23 protein-coding genes, 1 tRNA gene, 2 pseudogenes and 1 riboswitch are annotated in these 19,096 nt (G+C 40.1%); of the genes and pseudogenes, 17 read left to right on the forward strand and 9 right to left on the reverse strand.

The genetic code is table 11. From position 1 onward, the window contains the following. Positions 1-604 precede the first annotated feature (604 nt). Positions 605-781 (reverse strand): hypothetical protein, encoded by a 177-nt coding sequence (locus ACDX78_RS12190; protein WP_486028235.1) that lies wholly within the window; start codon positions 779-781, stop codon positions 605-607. 21 nt (positions 782-802) lie between these two features. Continuing rightward, positions 803-2,755 carry an aconitate hydratase gene (locus ACDX78_RS12195; protein WP_486028237.1) on the reverse strand — a complete coding sequence of 651 codons (1,953 nt, stop codon included), beginning with the start codon at positions 2,753-2,755 and terminating at the stop codon, positions 803-805. Positions 2,756-2,962: 207 nt separating this feature from the next. On the opposite strand from ACDX78_RS12195, the gene ACDX78_RS12200 reads away from it, so the two are divergent. Then, a complete protein-coding gene (locus tag ACDX78_RS12200; RefSeq protein ID WP_486028239.1) occupies positions 2,963-3,133 on the forward strand; it encodes a YfhD family protein in 171 nt (56 codons plus the stop codon). A 281-nt stretch (positions 3,134-3,414) separates the two neighbouring features. On the opposite strand, the gene ACDX78_RS12205 is transcribed toward ACDX78_RS12200, so the two are convergent. From ACDX78_RS12205 to ACDX78_RS12215, 3 genes are all read right to left on the reverse strand, one after another. After that, a complete protein-coding gene (locus tag ACDX78_RS12205) occupies positions 3,415-3,690 on the reverse strand; it encodes a 2TM domain-containing protein (protein ID WP_486028241.1) in 276 nt (91 codons plus the stop codon). 28 nt (positions 3,691-3,718) lie between these two features. After that, positions 3,719-4,240, reverse strand: a complete 522-nt coding sequence (locus ACDX78_RS12210) for a GNAT family N-acetyltransferase (protein ID WP_486028242.1) — start codon at positions 4,238-4,240, stop codon at positions 3,719-3,721. A gap of 118 nt (positions 4,241-4,358) precedes the next feature. Continuing rightward, positions 4,359-4,529, reverse strand: coding sequence for a hypothetical protein (locus ACDX78_RS12215; RefSeq protein WP_486028244.1), 171 nt, complete (start codon positions 4,527-4,529; stop codon positions 4,359-4,361). A gap of 140 nt (positions 4,530-4,669) precedes the next feature. On the opposite strand from ACDX78_RS12215, the gene ACDX78_RS12220 reads away from it, so the two are divergent. From ACDX78_RS12220 to ACDX78_RS12270, 11 genes are all read left to right on the forward strand, one after another. Next, a complete protein-coding gene (locus ACDX78_RS12220; RefSeq protein ID WP_486028246.1) occupies positions 4,670-4,921 on the forward strand; it encodes an AbrB/MazE/SpoVT family DNA-binding domain-containing protein in 252 nt (83 codons plus the stop codon). Then, entirely contained in the window at positions 4,922-5,314 is a 393-nt protein-coding gene (locus ACDX78_RS12225; RefSeq protein WP_486028248.1) for a type II toxin-antitoxin system death-on-curing family toxin, read from the forward strand. It begins immediately after the preceding gene. A 31-nt stretch (positions 5,315-5,345) separates the two neighbouring features. Further along, positions 5,346-5,618 (forward strand): YesK family protein, encoded by a 273-nt coding sequence (locus ACDX78_RS12230; protein ID WP_486028249.1) that lies wholly within the window; start codon positions 5,346-5,348, stop codon positions 5,616-5,618. Between the two features lie 74 nt (positions 5,619-5,692). Further along, on the forward strand, positions 5,693-6,130 hold the full coding sequence (locus ACDX78_RS12235; protein WP_486028251.1) for a YueI family protein: 438 nt from the start codon (positions 5,693-5,695) through the stop codon (positions 6,128-6,130). 136 nt (positions 6,131-6,266) lie between these two features. Next, a complete protein-coding gene (locus ACDX78_RS12240; protein WP_486028253.1) occupies positions 6,267-6,515 on the forward strand; it encodes a DNA alkylation repair protein in 249 nt (82 codons plus the stop codon). Between the two features lie 146 nt (positions 6,516-6,661). Then, positions 6,662-7,561 (forward strand): ABC transporter ATP-binding protein, encoded by a 900-nt coding sequence (locus ACDX78_RS12245; protein WP_486028254.1) that lies wholly within the window; start codon positions 6,662-6,664, stop codon positions 7,559-7,561. A 13-nt stretch (positions 7,562-7,574) separates the two neighbouring features. Then, the gene (locus ACDX78_RS12250; protein ID WP_486028256.1) at positions 7,575-8,321 is read left to right on the forward strand and encodes an ABC transporter permease; all 747 of its coding nucleotides are present in this window, start codon (positions 7,575-7,577) and stop codon (positions 8,319-8,321) included. 33 nt (positions 8,322-8,354) lie between these two features. Next, positions 8,355-8,804, forward strand: coding sequence for a LytTR family DNA-binding domain-containing protein (locus ACDX78_RS12255; RefSeq protein WP_486028258.1), 450 nt, complete (start codon positions 8,355-8,357; stop codon positions 8,802-8,804). Between the two features lies 1 nt (position 8,805). Next, the gene (locus ACDX78_RS12260; protein WP_486028260.1) at positions 8,806-9,219 is read left to right on the forward strand and encodes a DUF3021 domain-containing protein; all 414 of its coding nucleotides are present in this window, start codon (positions 8,806-8,808) and stop codon (positions 9,217-9,219) included. A gap of 116 nt (positions 9,220-9,335) precedes the next feature. After that, complete coding sequence (locus ACDX78_RS12265; RefSeq protein WP_486028262.1) at positions 9,336-9,980, forward strand: hypothetical protein; 645 nt, start codon at positions 9,336-9,338, stop codon at positions 9,978-9,980. Between the two features lie 149 nt (positions 9,981-10,129). Then, entirely contained in the window at positions 10,130-12,115 is a 1,986-nt protein-coding gene (locus ACDX78_RS12270; protein WP_486028264.1) for an acetoacetate--CoA ligase, read from the forward strand. A 472-nt stretch (positions 12,116-12,587) separates the two neighbouring features. Here the strand turns inward: ACDX78_RS12270 and ACDX78_RS12275 are convergent. The 3 genes and pseudogenes from ACDX78_RS12275 to ACDX78_RS12285 all read right to left on the reverse strand — a co-directional run. Continuing rightward, positions 12,588-13,237: pseudogene (locus ACDX78_RS12275) on the reverse strand (sodium:solute symporter family transporter); the annotation flags it as partial. 50 nt (positions 13,238-13,287) lie between these two features. Beyond that, positions 13,288-13,458: pseudogene (gene panF, locus ACDX78_RS12280) on the reverse strand (sodium/pantothenate symporter); the annotation flags it as partial. Beyond that, on the reverse strand, positions 13,455-13,724 hold the full coding sequence (locus tag ACDX78_RS12285; protein ID WP_486028266.1) for a YhdT family protein: 270 nt from the start codon (positions 13,722-13,724) through the stop codon (positions 13,455-13,457). The gene ACDX78_RS12285 and the pseudogene panF, both read right to left, overlap by 4 nt. Before the next feature lie 185 nt (positions 13,725-13,909). On the opposite strand from ACDX78_RS12285, the gene ACDX78_RS12290 reads away from it, so the two are divergent. The 5 genes from ACDX78_RS12290 to ACDX78_RS12310 all read left to right on the forward strand — a co-directional run bounded on the left by ACDX78_RS12290 (position 13,910) and on the right by ACDX78_RS12310 (position 17,291). Then, positions 13,910-13,982 (forward strand) — tRNA-Ala (locus ACDX78_RS12290). A 247-nt stretch (positions 13,983-14,229) separates the two neighbouring features. Beyond that, a riboswitch (TPP riboswitch) is annotated at positions 14,230-14,342 on the forward strand. An 85-nt stretch (positions 14,343-14,427) separates the two neighbouring features. Continuing rightward, positions 14,428-14,913, forward strand: coding sequence for an energy coupling factor transporter S component ThiW (gene thiW / locus ACDX78_RS12295; protein ID WP_486028268.1), 486 nt, complete (start codon positions 14,428-14,430; stop codon positions 14,911-14,913). 38 nt (positions 14,914-14,951) lie between these two features. Then, positions 14,952-15,767, forward strand: a complete 816-nt coding sequence (thiD, locus tag ACDX78_RS12300; protein WP_486028270.1) for a bifunctional hydroxymethylpyrimidine kinase/phosphomethylpyrimidine kinase — start codon at positions 14,952-14,954, stop codon at positions 15,765-15,767. A 20-nt stretch (positions 15,768-15,787) separates the two neighbouring features. Then, positions 15,788-16,408 carry a thiamine phosphate synthase gene (gene thiE / locus ACDX78_RS12305; protein ID WP_486028272.1) on the forward strand — a complete coding sequence of 207 codons (621 nt, stop codon included), beginning with the start codon at positions 15,788-15,790 and terminating at the stop codon, positions 16,406-16,408. Positions 16,409-17,105: 697 nt separating this feature from the next. Next, positions 17,106-17,291, forward strand: coding sequence for a hypothetical protein (locus ACDX78_RS12310; RefSeq protein WP_486028274.1), 186 nt, complete (start codon positions 17,106-17,108; stop codon positions 17,289-17,291). A gap of 64 nt (positions 17,292-17,355) precedes the next feature. On the opposite strand, the gene ACDX78_RS12315 is transcribed toward ACDX78_RS12310, so the two are convergent. Beyond that, positions 17,356-18,900 carry a BCCT family transporter gene (locus tag ACDX78_RS12315; protein ID WP_486028276.1) on the reverse strand — a complete coding sequence of 515 codons (1,545 nt, stop codon included), beginning with the start codon at positions 18,898-18,900 and terminating at the stop codon, positions 17,356-17,358. Between the last annotated feature and the right edge of the window lie 196 nt (positions 18,901-19,096).

Consider the following 19,096-nt stretch of genomic DNA (forward strand, 5'->3'; position numbering starts at 1 on the left):
TGTCCGATCATTTGTAAAAACGAATGATTGGACAGCTCTTTGTTTGGTACTATCTTTTTTGAAAAAAGTGTACAATTACGAATTTCGTGGTATAATAAACATAGAAATATCATCATTGCATACAATATAAAAACCGCTCCATCTGGTAATGGAACGGTCATGAAATGAACCCACCCCTTCAAAGGGGATGGCTCATCAGCGGAAAAAGGATCTCCCACGTCAGAGCGCTCTACTCAGAGGGGAGGTCCTTAATCTTTGTTGGACATGACCATCGCGACCAGTGTCCCAAATAAAATCATCAGAGACAAAACTTGGTACGTCGAATCGTCCAATAGCATCACCCCCTTCCGCTGTGACATTGATAAACAATGACGGACAACGGACAACAGGATGAGCCACCCTCCCATGAGAAGTCGATTCATGCATAACATCATTATAGCACAAACGTTCTTGTGAAAGACAAAAATAATGTAATTTTTTAATATTTCATGCAAAAACCGATGAAAATTATTTTTTCATCGGTTTTTAAATTTAACAGATTTTTAGATTAAATCCATTTTATGCTGTTACCAGCTTATTTCATATTTTCACATGATAAACTCCATCAATCAAGCATCCGATTATTTTCATCCACTGACATCAATTTTGCCCCTCGCTCTTTGTCTGAACTAGCGTATATACCATCTCCATTACATACACTGCATCTGTACTGCCAGCCTTCATCATCTGAAAGCATGCCTGCTCCTTCACAAGCTTTGCATATATTATCCCTTTGAGCCATAATAATATCTCCTTTACTTGATTATTTTTTTACAGCTCGATCTTTAACCCAATTTATAATGCCGCCTTTTAGCATTATTTCCTTTTGCCGTTCGGATAATGCATGGGCTACCTTAATTTTTTCTTCTTTTCCTCTTACATTCATTTCAAACTCATTCTCGTACTTGAGCTTTTCTTTCAGGCCACTAAGCTCCAGTACATCTCCTTGTTCAATCAGATCATAATCCTCTTCCTTTACAAAAGTTAATGGCAGCACACCGAAGTTAACAAGATTCTGCCAGTGAATACGGGCGAAGTCTTTCACTAAAGCAACACGTAAACCGAGATACCTTGGAGCGAGTGCGGCATGCTCTCTGCTCGAACCTTGCCCGTAATTAAATCCGCCCACTACTGCATGACCACCAGATTCCACTGTTTCTCTACCCCGTGCATAATACGTCTCATCAATAATTTCGAACGTGAACTTACTTATTTCTGGAAGATTGCTTCGATATGGTAAAACGCGCGCCCCACCGGCAAGTATTTCATCTGTAGATATATTATCTCCCATTTTTAAAAGCACCGGTATTTCCAAATCATCAGGAATGTGATCCATTTTAGGAATGGAAGCGATATTCGGACCTTTGTGCAATTTCACTTGTTTTGCTTCTTCATAAGGGATTGGTTCATCCAATAGTTTTTCGTCCACTGTCGGGTTTTTGGGTTCTTTGACTTTTGGATATTTCATCTCCAGTGTTCTTGGATCTGTTATCACTCCTGTCAAAGCAGAGGCTGCAGCAGTTTCCGGACTGCATAGAAAAACACTGTCTTCTCTTGTTCCGGATCTTCCTGGGAAGTTTCTTGGTGTAGTTCGCAGGCTATTTCGTCCTGAAGCAGGTGCCTGCCCCATTCCGATACAGCCATTACAACCCGCCTGATGCAATCGGCCGCCGGCTTGCAGCAGACTTGCAATATGACTTTCCTTTACCAGGTCAGTAAGCATCTGTCGCGATGTCGGGTTAATATCATAAGAGACACCGGCCGCTATCTGTTTCCCACTCACGATTTCTGCAGCAATCGCAAAATCCCTGTATCCAGGGTTGGCAGACGATCCAATATACGATTGATAAATTGGCGTGCCGGCCACTTCCGAAACCGGTACTACATTCCCCGGGCTTGTTGGTTTGGCAATAAGCGGCTCCAGCTCTGAAAGGTTTATTTCTTCTTCACTATCATACGTTGCCCCTTTATCTGCAGACAGCTCTATCCAATCAGCTTCCCTGCCTTCTCCTTTTAAAAATTTCTTCACTTCTTGGTCGGATGGGAAAACTGTTCCTGTAGCACCAAGTTCCGCCCCCATATTAGCAATAACATGGCGATCCATGGCGCTTAATGTTTCTACACCCGGCCCATAATATTCAATTACTTTTCCGATGCCACCTTTCACATCATAACGGCGAAGTAATTCGAGAATGACATCCTTCGCACTCACCCAATCAGGCAGTTCTCCGGTCAATTTCACTCCCCATACTTGAGGCATTTTTACATAAAAAGGCTCACCAGCTATAGCCATGGCCACATCAATTCCACCAGCACCCATGGCGAGCATTCCCATGCATCCGTTCGCACAGGTGTGACTGTCCGAACCAAGCAGTGTTTTACCCGGCTTTGCCAAGCGCTGCATATGGACAGGGTGGCTTACACCATTGCCGGGGCGGCTATGGTACAGGCCAAATCTCCTTGCAGCACTATGTAAAAACAAGTGATCATCCGCGTTTTTATTGTCTTCCTGAATTAAATTATGGTCCACATACTGCGCCGATGCTTCTGTTTTTGCCCTGTCCAGTTCCATGGCTTCCAGTTCCTGCATCACCAATGTCCCTGTTGCATCCTGTGTCAGCGTTTGATCGATTTTCAAACCAATCTCTGTACCCACCGTCATTTCTCCGGAAACAAGATGGTCTTTAATTATTTTTTGCGTAATATTCATTGCCATCAATAGCCCCTCCTTCATTAATACGTATACATATATTATGTGATAAATATGGATATTTATTTGTATATTATTCATATTCACTTCTGTTTAGCAGTCTAAACCCAATTTACAAGGGCAAAAGATGTGTCTTGCTTTTAATTGGAATTAATAGTTCAACATGTGGAGTGCATACTAACAGTGAAAATATACAACCAAGAGGTGCTTACAATGGGAAGAGATGAACACAAAAAAACGAAAAATAATTTTCTTTCACAAACCTTAAAAGAGCAAAAATCTGCAGGACGAGATATTGAGTTTGCAGAAGAATTGATGGATCATGATGATAAAGAGGCCCAAGCAAGAAGCCGTGCTGCAGAGAAACGTACGAAAAAGAAGTAGTGTGGAGGAAAGAGGTTGTCCCTGGAGACAACCTCTTTCCTTGGATAATTTTTAGACAGCAAAAAGAGAGCTATATTATAAAAAAAATAAAAGATTCAGTAATCCAAATTTAAAGGCAATATCAAGCTGCCTGTATCCTTCTGAAACTGCATGTATTGTTACAAGAAAACCAAGCATAGCAAAAAATAAACTTACAACTCCGGTTCCACCTCACACCTTACTTTTGACTAAAATAGTTTATACCTGTGAGACTTAAGCGAAAGGTTTATGCAGAAATAGGTTCATCCTCTTTTGTCTTTATCCATATACTCCTTTATTTTTCTTTCTTCCCATTCCTGCCCAAAGAACCCTGAGGAAAATACGCTTAGACCGTGTGCAGCCAACCCTACGCCCCAGCCGATCAGCGGATAATAAAACCACAGCTCACTCGGATTTGTTACTATATTCATGAGAAGGAGCATCGTGTTTATAATCATATACATCGTTAAATGAATATAAAAGGCCTTTAAATTTTCTACCCTCTTTCGCGCTCTTTTGTACTTTTCAGTGTCATCCATGTTATTCTCCCTTTCCAATCAAGGAATTTTATTCAACTGTCAGTGCCATTCGGACTGTTTTTAACATATGACCTGCAAAATCTTCATCAAATTCGGATACAACTTCAAATCCTTTTGCCTCATAAAACTTTTTGCCAACGTTATTGTTCTTCTCTACATTGAGGTGGATTTCCCGCACGCTTTGCAATTTCTCAATCCCTTCCCGCAATAACGCAGTGCCTGCCCCTTTTCCTTGATATTCGGGAAGCAGATAAATGGCTCCAAGTTCCACTTTTCCATCTTTGTCTCCCAGTGAGTAATTCGCAAATCCAATAATACGCCCACTACTTTCAGCAACAAAAAAATGTGAATTCTTTAATCGATGCTTCATGGCATCTTTACTATAGGCTTCTTGTAAAAAATCATCCTGGATGTTTCGGGGAATAATACCATCGTACGTAGCATGCCAGCTTGTTTTTGCAACATACTGCACGTGCGGGATATCTTTCTTTTTCATTTTACGGACTTGGATATCCAATAAAACCACCCTTACGTCTATCGTAATAATCATATTATCATTTTATATTTTTAATATCTATATTCTTGTGAAAATTCATCTAGCCACAAGACAATTCTAAAATATAAAAAACAGTTTACATTTAATTCATTGTCAATCGTTTTTTCACTGTTCATTTATTTTGTTCAGATTTTCTGCGCACTTCCTCTTCTTCATACAGCTTTTCTCTCAGTGCCCTGCCCGTATCAGAGCCATCAATTCCTCTTCTTACTCCGGCAGCAATTACAAGATATAAAATAATAAAAGGGATAATCCATAAAATAATTGCCAAAAAACTCTCCATATCGGTTCCTCCCTCGCTAATGTTAGTTCCCATTATACTGGTTTAGGCACCATTGCCGCAAAAATTACTCATTGTAATATTGTTATAACCGTTATAACATGATATACTATTAATAAATAAGAATTAATGAGGTGAAAATGATGAAAAGACATGAAAGAAAAATAACGAAAATTGGCAATAGCTATGGAATTACCTTCCCTAAAGAATTCCTAAAAGAAGCCGGATTGTCCTACGGAGATAATGTGGAAATGGAATTAAAGGAAGGTGAAATTAAGTTGCATAAGAAAGAAGATGTGGAACTGCCTGAGGGAATAAGTACAGATTTTTTCAAGATTCTAGAACGAAATACAAAGAAACATAAAGAGACAATTGAAGAATTGGTAGATAGATAAATGAGATATTTAACTTATGTGGAAGTTGCTGCTATTAATCAATATACAATCGAAAAATTCAGTCCAGGAGAACAAATCGGCATAAAGTCACCCGCATTATTGGATTCTGCTGTAAACCGTCCAAAGCAATCTGCTTTTGGACAGGATGCATATGAAACTATTTTCCAAAAAGCCGCTTCACTTTTTGAGTCTGTTGCTCAGAATCATGCTTTCCAAAATTCCAACAAACGAACTGCCTTTTTATCCTTAACGCAATTTTTATTTTATAATGGATATGATTTTGAAATGAGTAATCCCTCGGAACAAGCTGACTTTACCGTTAATGTCGTAAATAAACAGTATACTTTTAATGAATTAGCGGAGATTATTGAAAAACACAGCACAGAATTATAATTATACTAGAATTTCGAAGGAGTGGTCACAAATGCTTCCATTTTTCATCACATTTATTATTACAACTGTCATCTTACTTGGCTTCAGCTGGTTTTTTTCGAGAAAAAAATCACCTATGCGTTATATTCTCCCAATGATTGTTGTACTGATTAGTACTGCCCTTATTTTCCTCTCTTTCGTTATTGGAGATTGGGAAGGTATGGGGATGGGCGTATTTGGATTCTCTATCTTCATCGGTGCTGCTTTCTCCCTGATCGTTACTGCATTTATTTCCAGTGCCAAGGATTTGAAAAAGTCACTTTAGCATCGAGCTATGTTTGCTTTGTTTAGTTCCTGTTTGTACAATGATATTACATTATCAAAAGCGAGGCATGTAAAATGAGTAAAAAATCGGTAGATGATTATATCACAGAAGGAATATACGGGAAACGGCGGCCAAAAGAAGCAGAACGGCAAATGTTTCTTGGTACACTGCGCGAAAGGGTCGTGATCGCCCTTACCAAAGGACAGGTGATGTCAGATAACGGACTGCAAAAATTAGAAGAGGCCATGAAGCAACATCAGAAGGCAAAATTACTGATGAATGGCCATGTTTCTTCTAGGTTTTTAAACGAAGAAAAGGCACTGGCCAACAAATATAATATTCCGTATACTTCCATTACGAATGAAGACAGTGATACAGATATTGGTGCTGTCTTAACGTATGATTATGCCATTGACAAGGAAGAGATTTTTATAAAAGAAGAAGAAAAAGAAGAGGAAAGCTCAGACAGCTCAAATTCTTTTCTGTCCAAAATTAAAAACATGTTTTCTTAAAAATGGTCAAGCTTAAACAAAGCTTGACCATTTTTTATTCTACATTACAGATGAACATTGCAAGTATATAAAACCTGCTGCATATTATTCAACCTAAAACCCCAATCTAAGATTAGTACAAGCTGGAGGTGTAAATATGACACAGGCCTATCTGTGCCCTAATTGCAAAACAAATAGATCCCGGTTCAATTTGATTGAACAGATTGCCAAACCGGTGAAACTGGATCCCGGGACCGGTGAATTAGTTCAGGACTATACAGACGAGAATCTGGAAGCTTTTCACACAGCATACAACGGACCGCAATATAAAGTACAATGTGCCTCCTGCGGCCTGATAGAGGACGAAAATACATTTATCAAATTTGCTTCGTTCAAGCAAAAGTAAGCTTGGAAACATCACCCATCCGAAGGTGATGTTTTTTCATGCGGGATTTTCAGCTTTTCAAACATGGAAATTTACATGTTATTCTTTTTCTCATTACGAATTCACACGCTTCCGCCATAATATAAAGAAAAGAGGAGCTGGTGAATTTGCTTAAAATCAATAACGTTTCGAAGCAATATGACAATATAGAGGCTTTAAAAGATGTTTCCATTAGCATCCCGGAAGGAGTCTGTTATGGTCTGGTTGGTCCAAATGGTGCCGGTAAATCCACATTAATTAAAATGATTGTATCCATTATTCGTGACTATAAAGGAGACATTCAATTTAATGAAAAACAATTTTCCAACGCATCAAAACAAAGATTTGGCTATGTCCCCCAGGATATCATTCTGGAACAAGACATTTCAGCATTCGGAAATTTAAATCTGTTTGGCAGACTTTATGGTTTAAAAGGAAACGAACTGGAGCTGCGCACGCAGGAGGTGCTGGAACTAATTGGACTTCGGGAAAGGAGTAAGGAAAAAGTAATTACTTTTTCCGGCGGGATGAAACGCAGGTTGAATATTGGATGTGCACTCATGCATAATCCGGATCTTATCATTATGGATGAGCCGACAGTCGGCATTGACCCACAATCACGCAAATATATTTTTCAAATGATTGAAGAACTAAAAACAGCTGGCTGCACAGTGATCTATGCCAGCCATTATATGGAAGAAGTCGAAAAACTTTGTGACTATGTTGCTTTTCTGGACAGAGGAAAAGTAGTAGAAGATGGTGCGATCCATGAGTTGCTCAAGCAATATGCTGTTCCTTCCATTTATATAAAAGGAAGCAGACTTTCACAGGAGGGGCTTGAACAATATGGCACCATTTCCGCGAAAAAAGATGCATTCTTGCTTTATACAAAAGAACCGTTGCAGGTAATGGAAAAAATTATTTCCTACTGCCGGGAAAATAGTATTGACGTAGAACGGCTCGAGCTTGTCCGGCCGAGACTGGAAGATGTATTTTTCACGTTGACCGGTAGTAATTTGAGAGATTAAGGAGGCGTATAAAATGAATGCAATATTTAAAGTAGAATTAAAGAAACATGTTCAAGATAAAGGGTTGTTTTTTTGGATGCTGATATTACCCATCGTGTTTACCGTATTATTTATTGCTATGTTTACTGCAGATGCAGATGCAGCAACAAGTGAGCAGGTAATTATGTCAATTGTTCCGGGATATGTCGTTATGTTTGTATTTTTTATCATGATTTCAATGGTGAATGTGTTCATTAAAGACAGGGATACAGGTATGACTTCCAGACTTGCAAGCACCCCGATTCAAAGCTATGCTTATTTGCTTGGAAAATGGCTTCCATTTATGTGTGTTGTGTTCATTCAGATTGTTGTGTTATTTTTATTTGGAAGACTTGTTTATGATGTACCATTGGGAGAGCCAATTACCTTGCTGATTTTATCTATAGTCATCACGTTTACTGTTACAGCTATTGGACTTGCCATGTCGCTTCTGGTAAATACGGAAAATATGGGAATCGCCATCACACAGATTATTGCATTGGGCGGTGCGATGCTGGGAGGGTTATGGGTACCATTGGAAATAATGCCGGAATTCATGAAGACGATCGCCCTTTTCCTGCCGCAGTATTGGGCACACCAGTCTTTTCAGGATGCCATGGCAGGAACAACTGAAGTTTTGGAACTGATGCAAACATTGGCTATATTATTTGCAATCGGGTTAGCCGCATTTATTATTGCCATGATCCGCTATCCATACTTTCTAAAAAAATCTGTCAGTTAGCGAAGGGTGTTCAGCGCACTTAGGGGGATGGGGATGAAAATAAACATCGATATTGACAAGAATTATGATGAAACACAGGTCACGATCCAGGCAAAGGAATGGACACAGGAACTAGAGGAAATTATAAAAGTCATTAAGAAGGAAAAGCAGCAGCGATTATTCGGCATTGATGAAGATCAAACCGTACTTCTCGAGCCAAAGGAGATCGATTTTATTCATGCCGAGAAAAGAAAAATATTTGCTGTGGTCAATGACAGGCATTTCGAAGTGAAAATGAAACTGTATGAAGTGGAAGATTTTCTGATTCCCCATGGTTTTATGCGCTTTTCAAAATCTGTGATCGGAAACCTTCACCGTATTGACAGATTTGAAGTATCCTTTAACGGAAATCTGTGTGTTTATTTTCAATCCGGCAACAAGGAATATATTACCCGAAAATATGTAGGTGCGATTAAAGACAGACTGATGAAGGGAGGGCAATAAAATGATACTTGAAATTTTAAGAAGAAGTATGCTGGGCATGGCTTTTGGAGGTATTTTCACATTTATTGCCCTTACCATTATGAGAATTTATGAAGTGGAGTCTACTGTTTCGGAAATATGGATGCATATGGGAGCCAGTATGTTATTAGGCATATATTTTGGCATATCTTCCCTCATCTTTGGAGATGATGGCAGCAATATCTTAAAAAAATCCGTCATTCATTTTTTTCTGTCCTATAGTGTCTTTCTCATTATTGGCGGCACTGTCGGCTGGGTACCGTTGAGTATACCAGCCATATTAGGGTCCACATTGCTTTTCATTCTGATGTATATGCTAAACTTGTCTGGCTGGTATCTTTACTTTAAAAAGATTGAAACTACATTAAATGATCACCTGCAAAATAAAAAAGAGTAATCAAATGATCACGTGAAAAATAAAGCATACGATTTCCATTCGGTATACAAAGGAAAGTTGATTGCTGAAAATGATAGGAAGTCGATAATGCGCAAAATGAAAGGATATTTTCCTATATGGCTCAATCGTTAAATTCAATATCCAGAGCTGATATACGCGGAACTGCAGTTGGTGTACTGTTTATGGCGTTTTTCGGGACAATGTGGGCATACGCAGGAATAATAGGATTACAAGGCTGGGGAAGTCCATGGGTGTTAATTGCCTCTCTAGCCATTGGAATTGCGCTGTTTGCAAGTGGTTGTTTACTAATATTCGCTTCTCGTGAATTACCAAATCAGGTACCATATGCCGCTGGAAAGCGCGGAAAGAATATAGGTGGATGGTTTAACACTATTTTCCTAGCAGAAGGTTTCGCCATCGTCATTGCTATTGTTGTGTGCAACGCTGCAGGTCAAACTGAACTGATACCTCTCGTAATTGCGTTAATTGTCGGTATTCATTTTTTTCCATTGGCCTATCTTTTCCAGGTTAGGATTTATTATTATACAGGTACACTTTTATGTTTACTCCCTGTTATTACATGGATCATTGTTCCCTACAATGTCACATTAATGGAACAACGGGTAAATGCATACATGTCTGTTGTTGGCTTTGGATCTTCCTCGATTTTGTGGGGTACCAGTCTGGTAATATACCTAATGGGGAGAAAATTAATAAGACTTGCCTCAAATGAAAAGAAAGACGTCGCTGCGTATCCCTGAATATAAAAAACATATTTCAAACCAGTATGCGGTTATCAATAATAGATTCATGCGTCCCCCGTTATTAAGCGGGGTTTTTTCTATCCTTTACATAGGGTAAGCGATTTCATATAATGATAGTAATTGTATTATAATTCAGGAGGGTCGAAATGAGTCAAATAAAAGAAGGAACATTATTGTGGGAACCCAGTGAAGAACGCAAACAACAAACAAATATTAATGCGTACATGAACTGGCTAAAAACACATAAAAACTTACATTTTGATGATTATCATTCCCTTTGGAAATGGTCCGTGAATGATTTAGAAGCTTTTTGGGAATCCCAATGGGAGTATTTTGATATTCAATCATCAAATCCTTATACATCCGTATTATCTACCCATGAAATGCCCGGCGCCAAATGGTTTGAAGGCGCAGAAATTAATTATACCGAACATATTTTTAAAAATAGAAAAACTAATAAAGCTGCGATCATTCATGCATCAGAAATACGCAATACTTCAGAGATCACCTGGGATGAACTGTATAAAGAAACTGCAGCTATGCAAAAGACGCTAAAGGATCTTGGTGTGCAAAAAGGAGATCGCATTGTTGCCTATGTATCCAATATATATGAAACTATTGTGGCATTTCTCGCCAGTGCAAGTCTTGGAGCAATCTGGTCCAGTGCCTCTCCTGATTTTGGAACACAAAGTGTCATTGACCGTTTTAAACAGATTGAACCTAAGGTAATGATCACGGTTGACGGATACCGCTACGGCGGCAAAGGTTTTGACCGCTTAAATACAGTGAAAGAAATTCAGGATGAACTGCCAACATTGGAAGCGACTATCGCTGTGCCATACCTTAATAAAGATGCTGACTTTACAGGACTTAAAAATTCAATCGTTTGGAAAGATGCCGTCAAAAATAAAGAATCTAAAACGCTTACTTACGAACATGTTCCGTTTAACGATCCGCTATGGGTACTTTTCTCTTCAGGTACCACAGGAAAACCAAAGCCAATTGCCCAAAGTCAAGGCGGTATTTTGCTCGAGCATTTAAAAGCATTGACATTCCATTCGGATTTAGGGGAAAACGACCGTTTTTTCTGGTTTACGACAACAGGCTGGATGATGTGGAACTTCCTTGTTGGAGCACTATTAACCGGCAGTACTGTAATTTTATATGACGGAAATCCGGCGTATCCGGATAAAAAAATGCTATGGAAATTCGCAGAAAAAACCAAAATGACGGTATTTGGCACAAGCGCGAGTTATATTACAGCATGCATGAAAGATGAAAACTTGAAACCGGGAGATGAATTTGACTTAAGTGCACTGAAAAGCATCAGTTCCACTGGTTCTCCCCTGCCGCCGGAAGGGTTTCAGTGGTGTTATGACAATGTGAAAAAAGATTTATGGATTGCCTCAGCAAGCGGAGGTACGGATGTATGTACGGCCTTTGTGCTTGGAGCTCCGATTTTGCCTGTTTATGCTGGAGAACTGCAATGCCGTGGCTTGGGCGCAAAAATTGAAAGTTTCAGTGATGAAGCTGAACCACAAATGGAGGAAGTTGGCGAACTGGTGCTGACAGAACCATTCCCATCGATGCCGATTTATTTTTGGAATGACCTCGATGGTAGCCGTCTGCATGAAAGCTACTTTAATGTATTCCCGGGGATATGGTGTCATGGCGACTATTTGAAAATTACCGACAGACATACATGTGTTATTTACGGCCGCTCCGACGCAACAATTAACCGTGGTGGAATCCGCATTGGTACAAGTGAAATCTATCGTGCGGTGGATCAGGTGAAAGAAGTAGCTGATAGTTTAATTGTTGATATTCCTAAAGGAGATGACTCGGAAACACCTCTATTTGTGCAAATGAAAGAAGGATACAATTTAACTGATGACATTACACACGCAATCAAAAAACAAATACGGAGCCAATGCTCACCAAGACATGTGCCAACAGGCGTATTTGAAGTGGATGAACTGCCAAAAACATTGAACGGTAAAAAATTGGAGATTCCAGTTAAGAAAATTTTAATGGGGAGACCTGTCGAGCAGGTAGTAAATAAAGGGTCATTGAGTAATGAGACAGCATTGGATTATTTTGTAGAGTTTGCCGGGAAACATGTAAATCTTTAATAGGTAAACTAAGGGACTGTCGATAAGTCAAAGAAACAAGGTATGAAGGCAGTCCTTTTCATTTTGATTCCCATAAAAAGGCTATATAGTAAATGGTAGCCGGTAAGAATTGCCAAGAGCAAGTATCTGAAGCAAGGTCGAGCTGATATTGGAGCTACTGTGTACTTGAGAAAGCTCCTCTGATACATGACCAAGCATATTATGGGATGACCGTGTACTTGAAAAAACTCCTCTAATACATGACTATCTTGGTTTCCGGCTCAGCGTGTACTTGAGACACTCTCTCTGAGACATGACTAACAAGAAAATGCGTCTATCATATATTAGAGCTCAACGTCCTGTCATATAAATGAACTCAGATGTCCCAAAGTATATACCTATAGGGATTAGTTTGGACCCTAATAGGAAAAACCGATGAAAAACTAATTGTTTTTCACCGGTTTTTTTAATGTAGGTTGATTAAACCAGTTGTTTACATTTCTGCAGTCTTCTTTTGGGTCCCCAAGCTCACAAAAACATAAGCAAAAAAGGAAAATACAACTGGCAGTACAACAGAGTGTAAACCCAATGGCTGCGGGAAGAAAGAATCAGATAAGATATAAAATCCGACACCCACAATCATCGAAGCGAGTGCGCCGTATTTATTCCCTTTGCTCCAATAGAGTCCGAGAATAATAAGCCAAATAAATGCTGCTTCCAAACCGCCAAAGGCAAATAGATTCAACCAGATAATTAAATCAGGCGGATTTAATGCCATGATAAATACGATAACTCCTAAAGCAGCTGTTATCCCGATACCGATCCACTTCACCCTATCATCCGGCGCATCCGGCCTCACATAATTCAATTAAACATCTTTTACAATAGTAGAACTAACTAATAATAACAACGAATCTACTGTCGAAATGATAGCCGCCATCGGGGCAGCCAACACTACCCCTGCCACCCATGCTGACATAACTTCAAGTGCAATCAGCGGAATGACCTGATCCCCGACTTCTATACCGGGCAAAATCGGTCTTGCAAACACACCGATCAAATGCATATTCAGCATGATAAACCGACAACAATCGTCCCGATGGTAATGGCTCGGTGCATGGAACGGGAATCTTTATAGGCCACCCTTCCGTAGAAGCTGTTCCCGGCCATCCGATGAAACTGCTTGCACTTCCATATGTAACGGTCATTGTCATGGCCAGCATGAAGCCGTCCATGCTTCGCCCACCCAGGAAATAATCCTGTAAAAAAGAGGACGACCCTCTTACATATCTGCTCGTCCAGATACCAACTCCAAAAATAATAATCAAGATGATAACTAAAGGTATAATCGCTTGCCAGTTCATTCGTTTTTCTTCTCCTCATCAAACGATATTTCAACAAAATATTTCTTTACAACAAAAACAACCAATACGGCCATTACGACAAAGCCAAGTACACAGCTGTAAAAAAACCAGGCAGGCAAGCCGAATACATAAGAATATTGTTCAGGGTCCTTACCCCCTAAACTGTAAGCAAATGCATACCACCAAATGAAGTTAAAGATTGCCAGGCCTACTCCGATCAGCGCTTCCCTATTTGCTATTCTCGATAGATGCTTGTCTTTTTCCAATTCTAATACTTAACTCCCTTTTTGCGAAGAACTTTATTCATTATAATATAACGCAAAGTTAATTATCTGTAAATGGTGAAAATTTTGCATCAAATTCTCAACACCAAATTATACACTAAATTTTTAGGCATAATGGAAAGGGCTTGAAAAAAGTCTGGTTTCATTATATAATCTTTACTGGTAACGGGGCATTAGCTCAGCTGGGAGAGCGCTTGTCTGGCAGACAAGAGGTCAGCGGTTCGAGCCCGCTATGCTCCATCATTTAAAACGCTTATCCTGTAAGGGATGAGTGTTTTTCATTTTATAATAATTATAGATAACGATAATTATTATTATTCATAGCGAATTTTAGTCAGACATTTTCATCTATTATCATAAAATAAACAGACATCCAGTATAAATATAGAGAGGTATTTTATAGTTTTATCTGAATCTACTATTTCACCGCATGACAAATACAAATAATTCTGTTATGCTTTATAAAAGCAAACAGTAAAATACAAAACACAACTACTAGGGGTGCCCAAATGGGGCTGAGAGGAAAGTGCTAACAAACTTTCTGACTCTTATGGACCTGAACTGGGTAATACCAGCGGAGGGAAGTAGTCGGACGTTAAGTCCATTCTATTTCAGCTTATCAAAGCCAGGTCCTTTTATTGGATCTGGCTTTTTTAGTGGCCCCTCTTTTAAAAGGAGGAAAATTGTGAATCAAACGCGGTTATTAACCATAATGGCAGTATTTGTAGCTATCGGCACATTAGGAGCACAGCTAATCTGGTTTCCTGCAGGTGTTGCCAGGGCTTATCCCGTTCAACATGCTGTAAACGTGATGGCTGCAGTAACCTTGGGTCCTTGGCCAGCAGTTGGCATTGCCTTCATGATTGGGCTGCTCAGAAATATGCTCGGTCTCGGAACATTACTGGCATTCCCAGGCGGAATGGTCGGAGCCTTTGTAGCGGGCTATCTGTACAAAAAGTCAAACAAGATAGGTTTTGCGTCTGGTGGGGAAGCCATTGGCAGTGGTGTGATTGGTGCATTGTTTGCGGTTCCAATGGCACAAGTTTTAATGGGTAGTGCTGCTGGTGCTTTTGCCTTTATGCCGTCATTCCTAGTAAGCAGCATAACTGGAGCTTTAATCGGCTGGTTTGTCATTTCAAGAGTAAAACAGGCCAATTTAGTACGCATTTAAATCAGCCGAGCAAAAAACATACAACAGGAGGAATGAAAATGAAGCAAGTCCATTGCGCACTTACGATAGCCGGAACAGATCCGACCGGAGGAGCCGGAATTCAGGCAGATTTAAAAACATTTCAGGAGCTGCAAAGCTACGGAATGTCAGTCATTACATCGGTTGTCGCACAAAACACAACCGGTGTTCAGAATGTACACCACCTTCCCATTCCCATGATTAAGCAGCAGTTGGATTCTGTCTTTTCCGATATGCCAGTCCATGCTTTTAAAACAGGAATGATTGCAAATATCGATATGATGAAAGCAGTGAAAGAAAAGATCTCAGAGATTGAGGCACCATATGTCATGGATCCTGTTATGGTCGCAACCAGCGGTGATGCACTGATAGTTGAAAATGCGCGAAATTATTTACGTGACCATTTACTTCCATTAACAGCACTCGTAACCCCAAACATTCCTGAAGCAGAATTCCTTACAGGGAATAAAGTTGATTCCCTGGATGATATGAAACAGGCTGCTGTTGAGCTTGTAGATAAATTCGGAGCAAATGCGGCGTTGGTAAAAGGCGGTCATCTGGACGGAGAAGCAACGGATTTTTTATATGATGGCAAAAAAATATCAACCTTTTCTGAAAAACGCATTAACACAAAAAACACTCACGGAACCGGCTGCACATATTCGGCGGCCATTACAGCTTATATGAGTCAAGGCATCTCGCTGGAGAAGGCCGTTCAAAAAGCGAAACAGTTTGTCACAGCAGCAATTAAGCATTCTTTTGACCTGGGCAGCGGAAACGGACCTACCAACCATTGGACTGATCGCATAGAAAGAAAGACAGCATATTTTAGCTGAATTTATAAAGGGGTGATCCTATGACATTTAATATTCGACCAGCACTGCGAAAATACTTTATTATGGGTAGTCAAAATTGTGACCGGGATCCTGCAGATATATTGAAGGTTGCAGCAAACGCTGGGATAACCGCCTTTCAATTCCGTGAAAAAGGGGTTGGCGCTCTATCTGGCCAGGACAAAACAGCACTCGGAAAACAATTACGTGCCATCTGCCGACAACACCAAATACCTTTTATCGTCAATGACGATGTAGATCTGGTAAACGAACTTGATGCTGACGGTATCCATGTAGGACAGGAGGACCTATCTGTCCGTGAATTACGGGAGGTTTTTCCCGATAAAATCATTGGATTATCCGTATCGAGGAATGAACTTGCTGAGAGCCCATTAGCGTTTGTCGATTATGTCGGAGCGGGTGATATATTTGGCACCTCGTCAAAAGCACATGACAAATCCGCTGTTGGTTTGGATTGGATCGTGGAGTTAAGAAACCAATTCCCCAAACTCCCTATAGTAGGCATTGGAGGAATCAATACGGACAACGCGGGTTCTGTAATCGAAGCTGGCGCAGATGGCGTAGCGGTTATATCCTCTATTGCCAAAGCAAATAATATAAAAGAAGCAGTTGATCAGCTTTAAAGGGACGAAAGCCATCACTTTCGTCCCTTTTTACATTTTTGTACTTTTAATTCAATTAAGAACCGGAGCCCATTCTTTCCAAATCAATCCCTTTCCAGCACAAACACCCATATAATAAAAGGAATAACAAATACAGGAGGATAAAATATGAATCACTACCATCATCCACCATTTTATGATGAGAGGCAATTTAATTTGCCGGGATATTTAATGGGCCAAATCTTTGGTTCCGGGGGAAATCAATTTCCTTAGCAGAGCGGAACATTTCCAGGATATTATGACAGCCAATTCCCATGGCAGGGCGGACAGCCGCCGGGTGCTCCCCCGCAGCAACAGACCGGAGGACCGCCTAATACCCCCCCGCCCCCTTTTGAACCCCAGCAACCGCAAGTACAAACATTTGCAGTTGATCCAGGCGGGATCCGTGGATGTATGTATCGTTTCACATACATTTGGGCAACACGGGATGCTTTTTGGTTTTATCCGACCTTTGTCGGTCGAAATTCGATTGCAGGGTATAGATGGCAGGGAAACAGATGGGTCTATTACGGTCTGGATCTGAACAGGATTCAATCATTCCAATGCTATTAAACTTGTTTCCATAAAAAATCCTTTAAGCATCCTTTCGAGTAAAAAAACAACCTTACAATCGTCCTCCCTTTCTATTTAATAAGCTATACGGAAGGGAGGATTAATGATGCATCAGTTATCCTTACTTTATTTGGCTTGTATGTTAGTTGGATTTGGGCTTGCTAACCAGCCAACATCAGCTATTGTTTCAGCTGAAATAGCTAATTTCTTCTCCATCATTGGCGGAATTGCTATGATTGTTTTTGCTTTGGCAACCCTTTATCTCGGCGTGAAAGCATTGTTTAATAAGTAAATAAAAACCGTGCTTTTCAAAAAGAGTGCCTCTCATTATGAGAAGGCACTCTTTTTATCCATGTTTATTTATTTACTTTCTTTCTCATTTCCCGCTGCCAAATAAGTCCTTGTTCCAACGCCATTTTTCTAGCTACTCTTGGCGCATTCCATAATGGCGGAAGGAGCAACAGTGACACAGGTACTGCAGTAATAACAATCGAATTCTGAATGGAGGCAATACTGTCCTCTCCAATTGAAAGGATCATTATTGTTGTAAGTCCAAATATAATGGCCCAGAATACACGCAGCCATCTCCTTGGGCTATCATTTCCTGTTAATGTTGCAGCAACCGTATATGACATCGTATCCACTGTGGTTGCAACGAAAATAACTGATACGATTAAAAAGCCAAGTCCCATCCAGATACCTAGTGGGAGCTGGTCGGTTATAGCCATTACGGCTGCAGGCATACCGTTTTCGGCTAATGCTCCAGATATAGAGCCAGGTGATTCCATTTCAAAGAATACCCCTGTTCCACCGATTACGGAGAACCAAAAATTATTAACCAATGGAGCTGTAATGGATACAGCAATAATAAGCTCTCTAATTGTTCTCCCACGGGAGATTCTGCTGATAAAGACGATAAGCATCGGTGCATAGCCAATAAACCAGCCCCAGAAGAAAATCGTCCAAGCACCTAACCAGCCGTTATCTCCACGGAACAATGACATGGAGAAAAAGTTTTGCAGATGTGATCCTGTACCGCCAACAAAGGCATCAATAATAAATAATGTCGGCCCTATAATCAAAATGACGAGTGCCAGGAAAATAGTAAAACTGACATTATAACGGCTCAACGTTAAAATACCTCTATCCACTCCAGTGGCTGCTGAAATAGCAGCTATTGCAGCAAGTACGATGACAACTGTAATAGATAAAGTCAATGTATTGGGAACATCGAATAAATGATTAAGCCCATAGGATATTTGCAGCCCAAGAAAACCTAATGGTCCTAATGTTCCGGCAACTGTTGCTATAATGGAAAAAATATCTGCTGACGATCCAATAATACTCTTATGGTAAATTTTTTCCCCGAATATCGGATATAACAATCCTCTCGGGCGAAGCGGAAGTCCTTTGTGATAATGCACATACATCATGACAATAGATGCCAATGTGCCAAGAATGGCCCACGCCAAAAAGCCCCAGTGCATAAATGAATGTGCCATAGCACCATTTATATCATTAAACTCACCGCCACCGAGTAAAGGCGGGGTCTCCATATAATGGTACATTGGTTCAGACGCTGCCCAAAACACACCGCCACTTGCAAGCAGGGTAACTAAAATCATGGCTACCCAGCGAAAATAACTGTATTTCGGTTTATCCTGTTTTCCTAATCTTACTTTTCCATACTTGGATATTGCCAAACCAATGCCAACGAAAAAGTTTCCAAGCAGTAATAATTGCCAATAAGCCCCGAACCAATCTGCTGAGTAGTTAAATAGGGTTGTGATGGCACTGCCGACCATTTCATTGTTAATAAACGATAAAACAATAAAAAGAATTAAAAAACCGCCACTTATAATAAATACAGGCCAATCAAGTCTTTTGCCTTTTTTACGCACGCTTCTCCTCCTAATTTTTTAGGAGCAAGTGTCTAAAACTAGAAAACTTAGCTTATCGCCAAGCCTTAATGGCAGAATCTTTAGTTGCACTAATGCAGGTAAGAAACTTTTATGCTTACTTACCTGTCAAAATACTCCACCGCATTAAAGACCGTTGGATGGAATCTGACTATTGCCTGTTCATAACAAATAATCA

It is taken from the genome of Virgibacillus oceani (assembly GCF_041521345.1).
Classification (GTDB): Bacteria; Bacillota; Bacilli; order Bacillales; family Amphibacillaceae; genus Virgibacillus_N; species Virgibacillus_N oceani_A.

Coding starts and splice junctions, on each gene's coding strand:
- ACDX78_RS12310 (WP_486028274.1), top strand. CDS start 17,106: ATGCATCAGTTATCCTTACTTTATTTGGCTTGTATGTTAGTTGGATTT.
- ACDX78_RS12250 (WP_486028256.1), top strand. CDS start 7,575: ATGAATGCAATATTTAAAGTAGAATTAAAGAAACATGTTCAAGATAAA.
- ACDX78_RS12200 (WP_486028239.1), top strand. CDS start 2,963: ATGGGAAGAGATGAACACAAAAAAACGAAAAATAATTTTCTTTCACAA.
- ACDX78_RS12215 (WP_486028244.1), bottom strand. CDS start 4,529: ATGGAGAGTTTTTTGGCAATTATTTTATGGATTATCCCTTTTATTATT.
- ACDX78_RS12235 (WP_486028251.1), top strand. CDS start 5,693: ATGAGTAAAAAATCGGTAGATGATTATATCACAGAAGGAATATACGGG.
- ACDX78_RS12265 (WP_486028262.1), top strand. CDS start 9,336: ATGGCTCAATCGTTAAATTCAATATCCAGAGCTGATATACGCGGAACT.
- ACDX78_RS12230 (WP_486028249.1), top strand. CDS start 5,346: ATGCTTCCATTTTTCATCACATTTATTATTACAACTGTCATCTTACTT.
- ACDX78_RS12210 (WP_486028242.1), bottom strand. CDS start 4,240: ATGATTATTACGATAGACGTAAGGGTGGTTTTATTGGATATCCAAGTC.
- ACDX78_RS12190 (WP_486028235.1), bottom strand. CDS start 781: ATGGCTCAAAGGGATAATATATGCAAAGCTTGTGAAGGAGCAGGCATG.
- ACDX78_RS12195 (WP_486028237.1), bottom strand. CDS start 2,755: ATGGCAATGAATATTACGCAAAAAATAATTAAAGACCATCTTGTTTCC.
- ACDX78_RS12270 (WP_486028264.1), top strand. CDS start 10,130: ATGAGTCAAATAAAAGAAGGAACATTATTGTGGGAACCCAGTGAAGAA.
- ACDX78_RS12205 (WP_486028241.1), bottom strand. CDS start 3,690: ATGGATGACACTGAAAAGTACAAAAGAGCGCGAAAGAGGGTAGAAAAT.
- ACDX78_RS12220 (WP_486028246.1), top strand. CDS start 4,670: ATGAAAAGACATGAAAGAAAAATAACGAAAATTGGCAATAGCTATGGA.
- ACDX78_RS12240 (WP_486028253.1), top strand. CDS start 6,267: ATGACACAGGCCTATCTGTGCCCTAATTGCAAAACAAATAGATCCCGG.
- thiD (WP_486028270.1), top strand. CDS start 14,952: ATGAAGCAAGTCCATTGCGCACTTACGATAGCCGGAACAGATCCGACC.
- ACDX78_RS12260 (WP_486028260.1), top strand. CDS start 8,806: ATGATACTTGAAATTTTAAGAAGAAGTATGCTGGGCATGGCTTTTGGA.
- ACDX78_RS12255 (WP_486028258.1), top strand. CDS start 8,355: ATGAAAATAAACATCGATATTGACAAGAATTATGATGAAACACAGGTC.
- ACDX78_RS12225 (WP_486028248.1), top strand. CDS start 4,922: ATGAGATATTTAACTTATGTGGAAGTTGCTGCTATTAATCAATATACA.
- thiE (WP_486028272.1), top strand. CDS start 15,788: ATGACATTTAATATTCGACCAGCACTGCGAAAATACTTTATTATGGGT.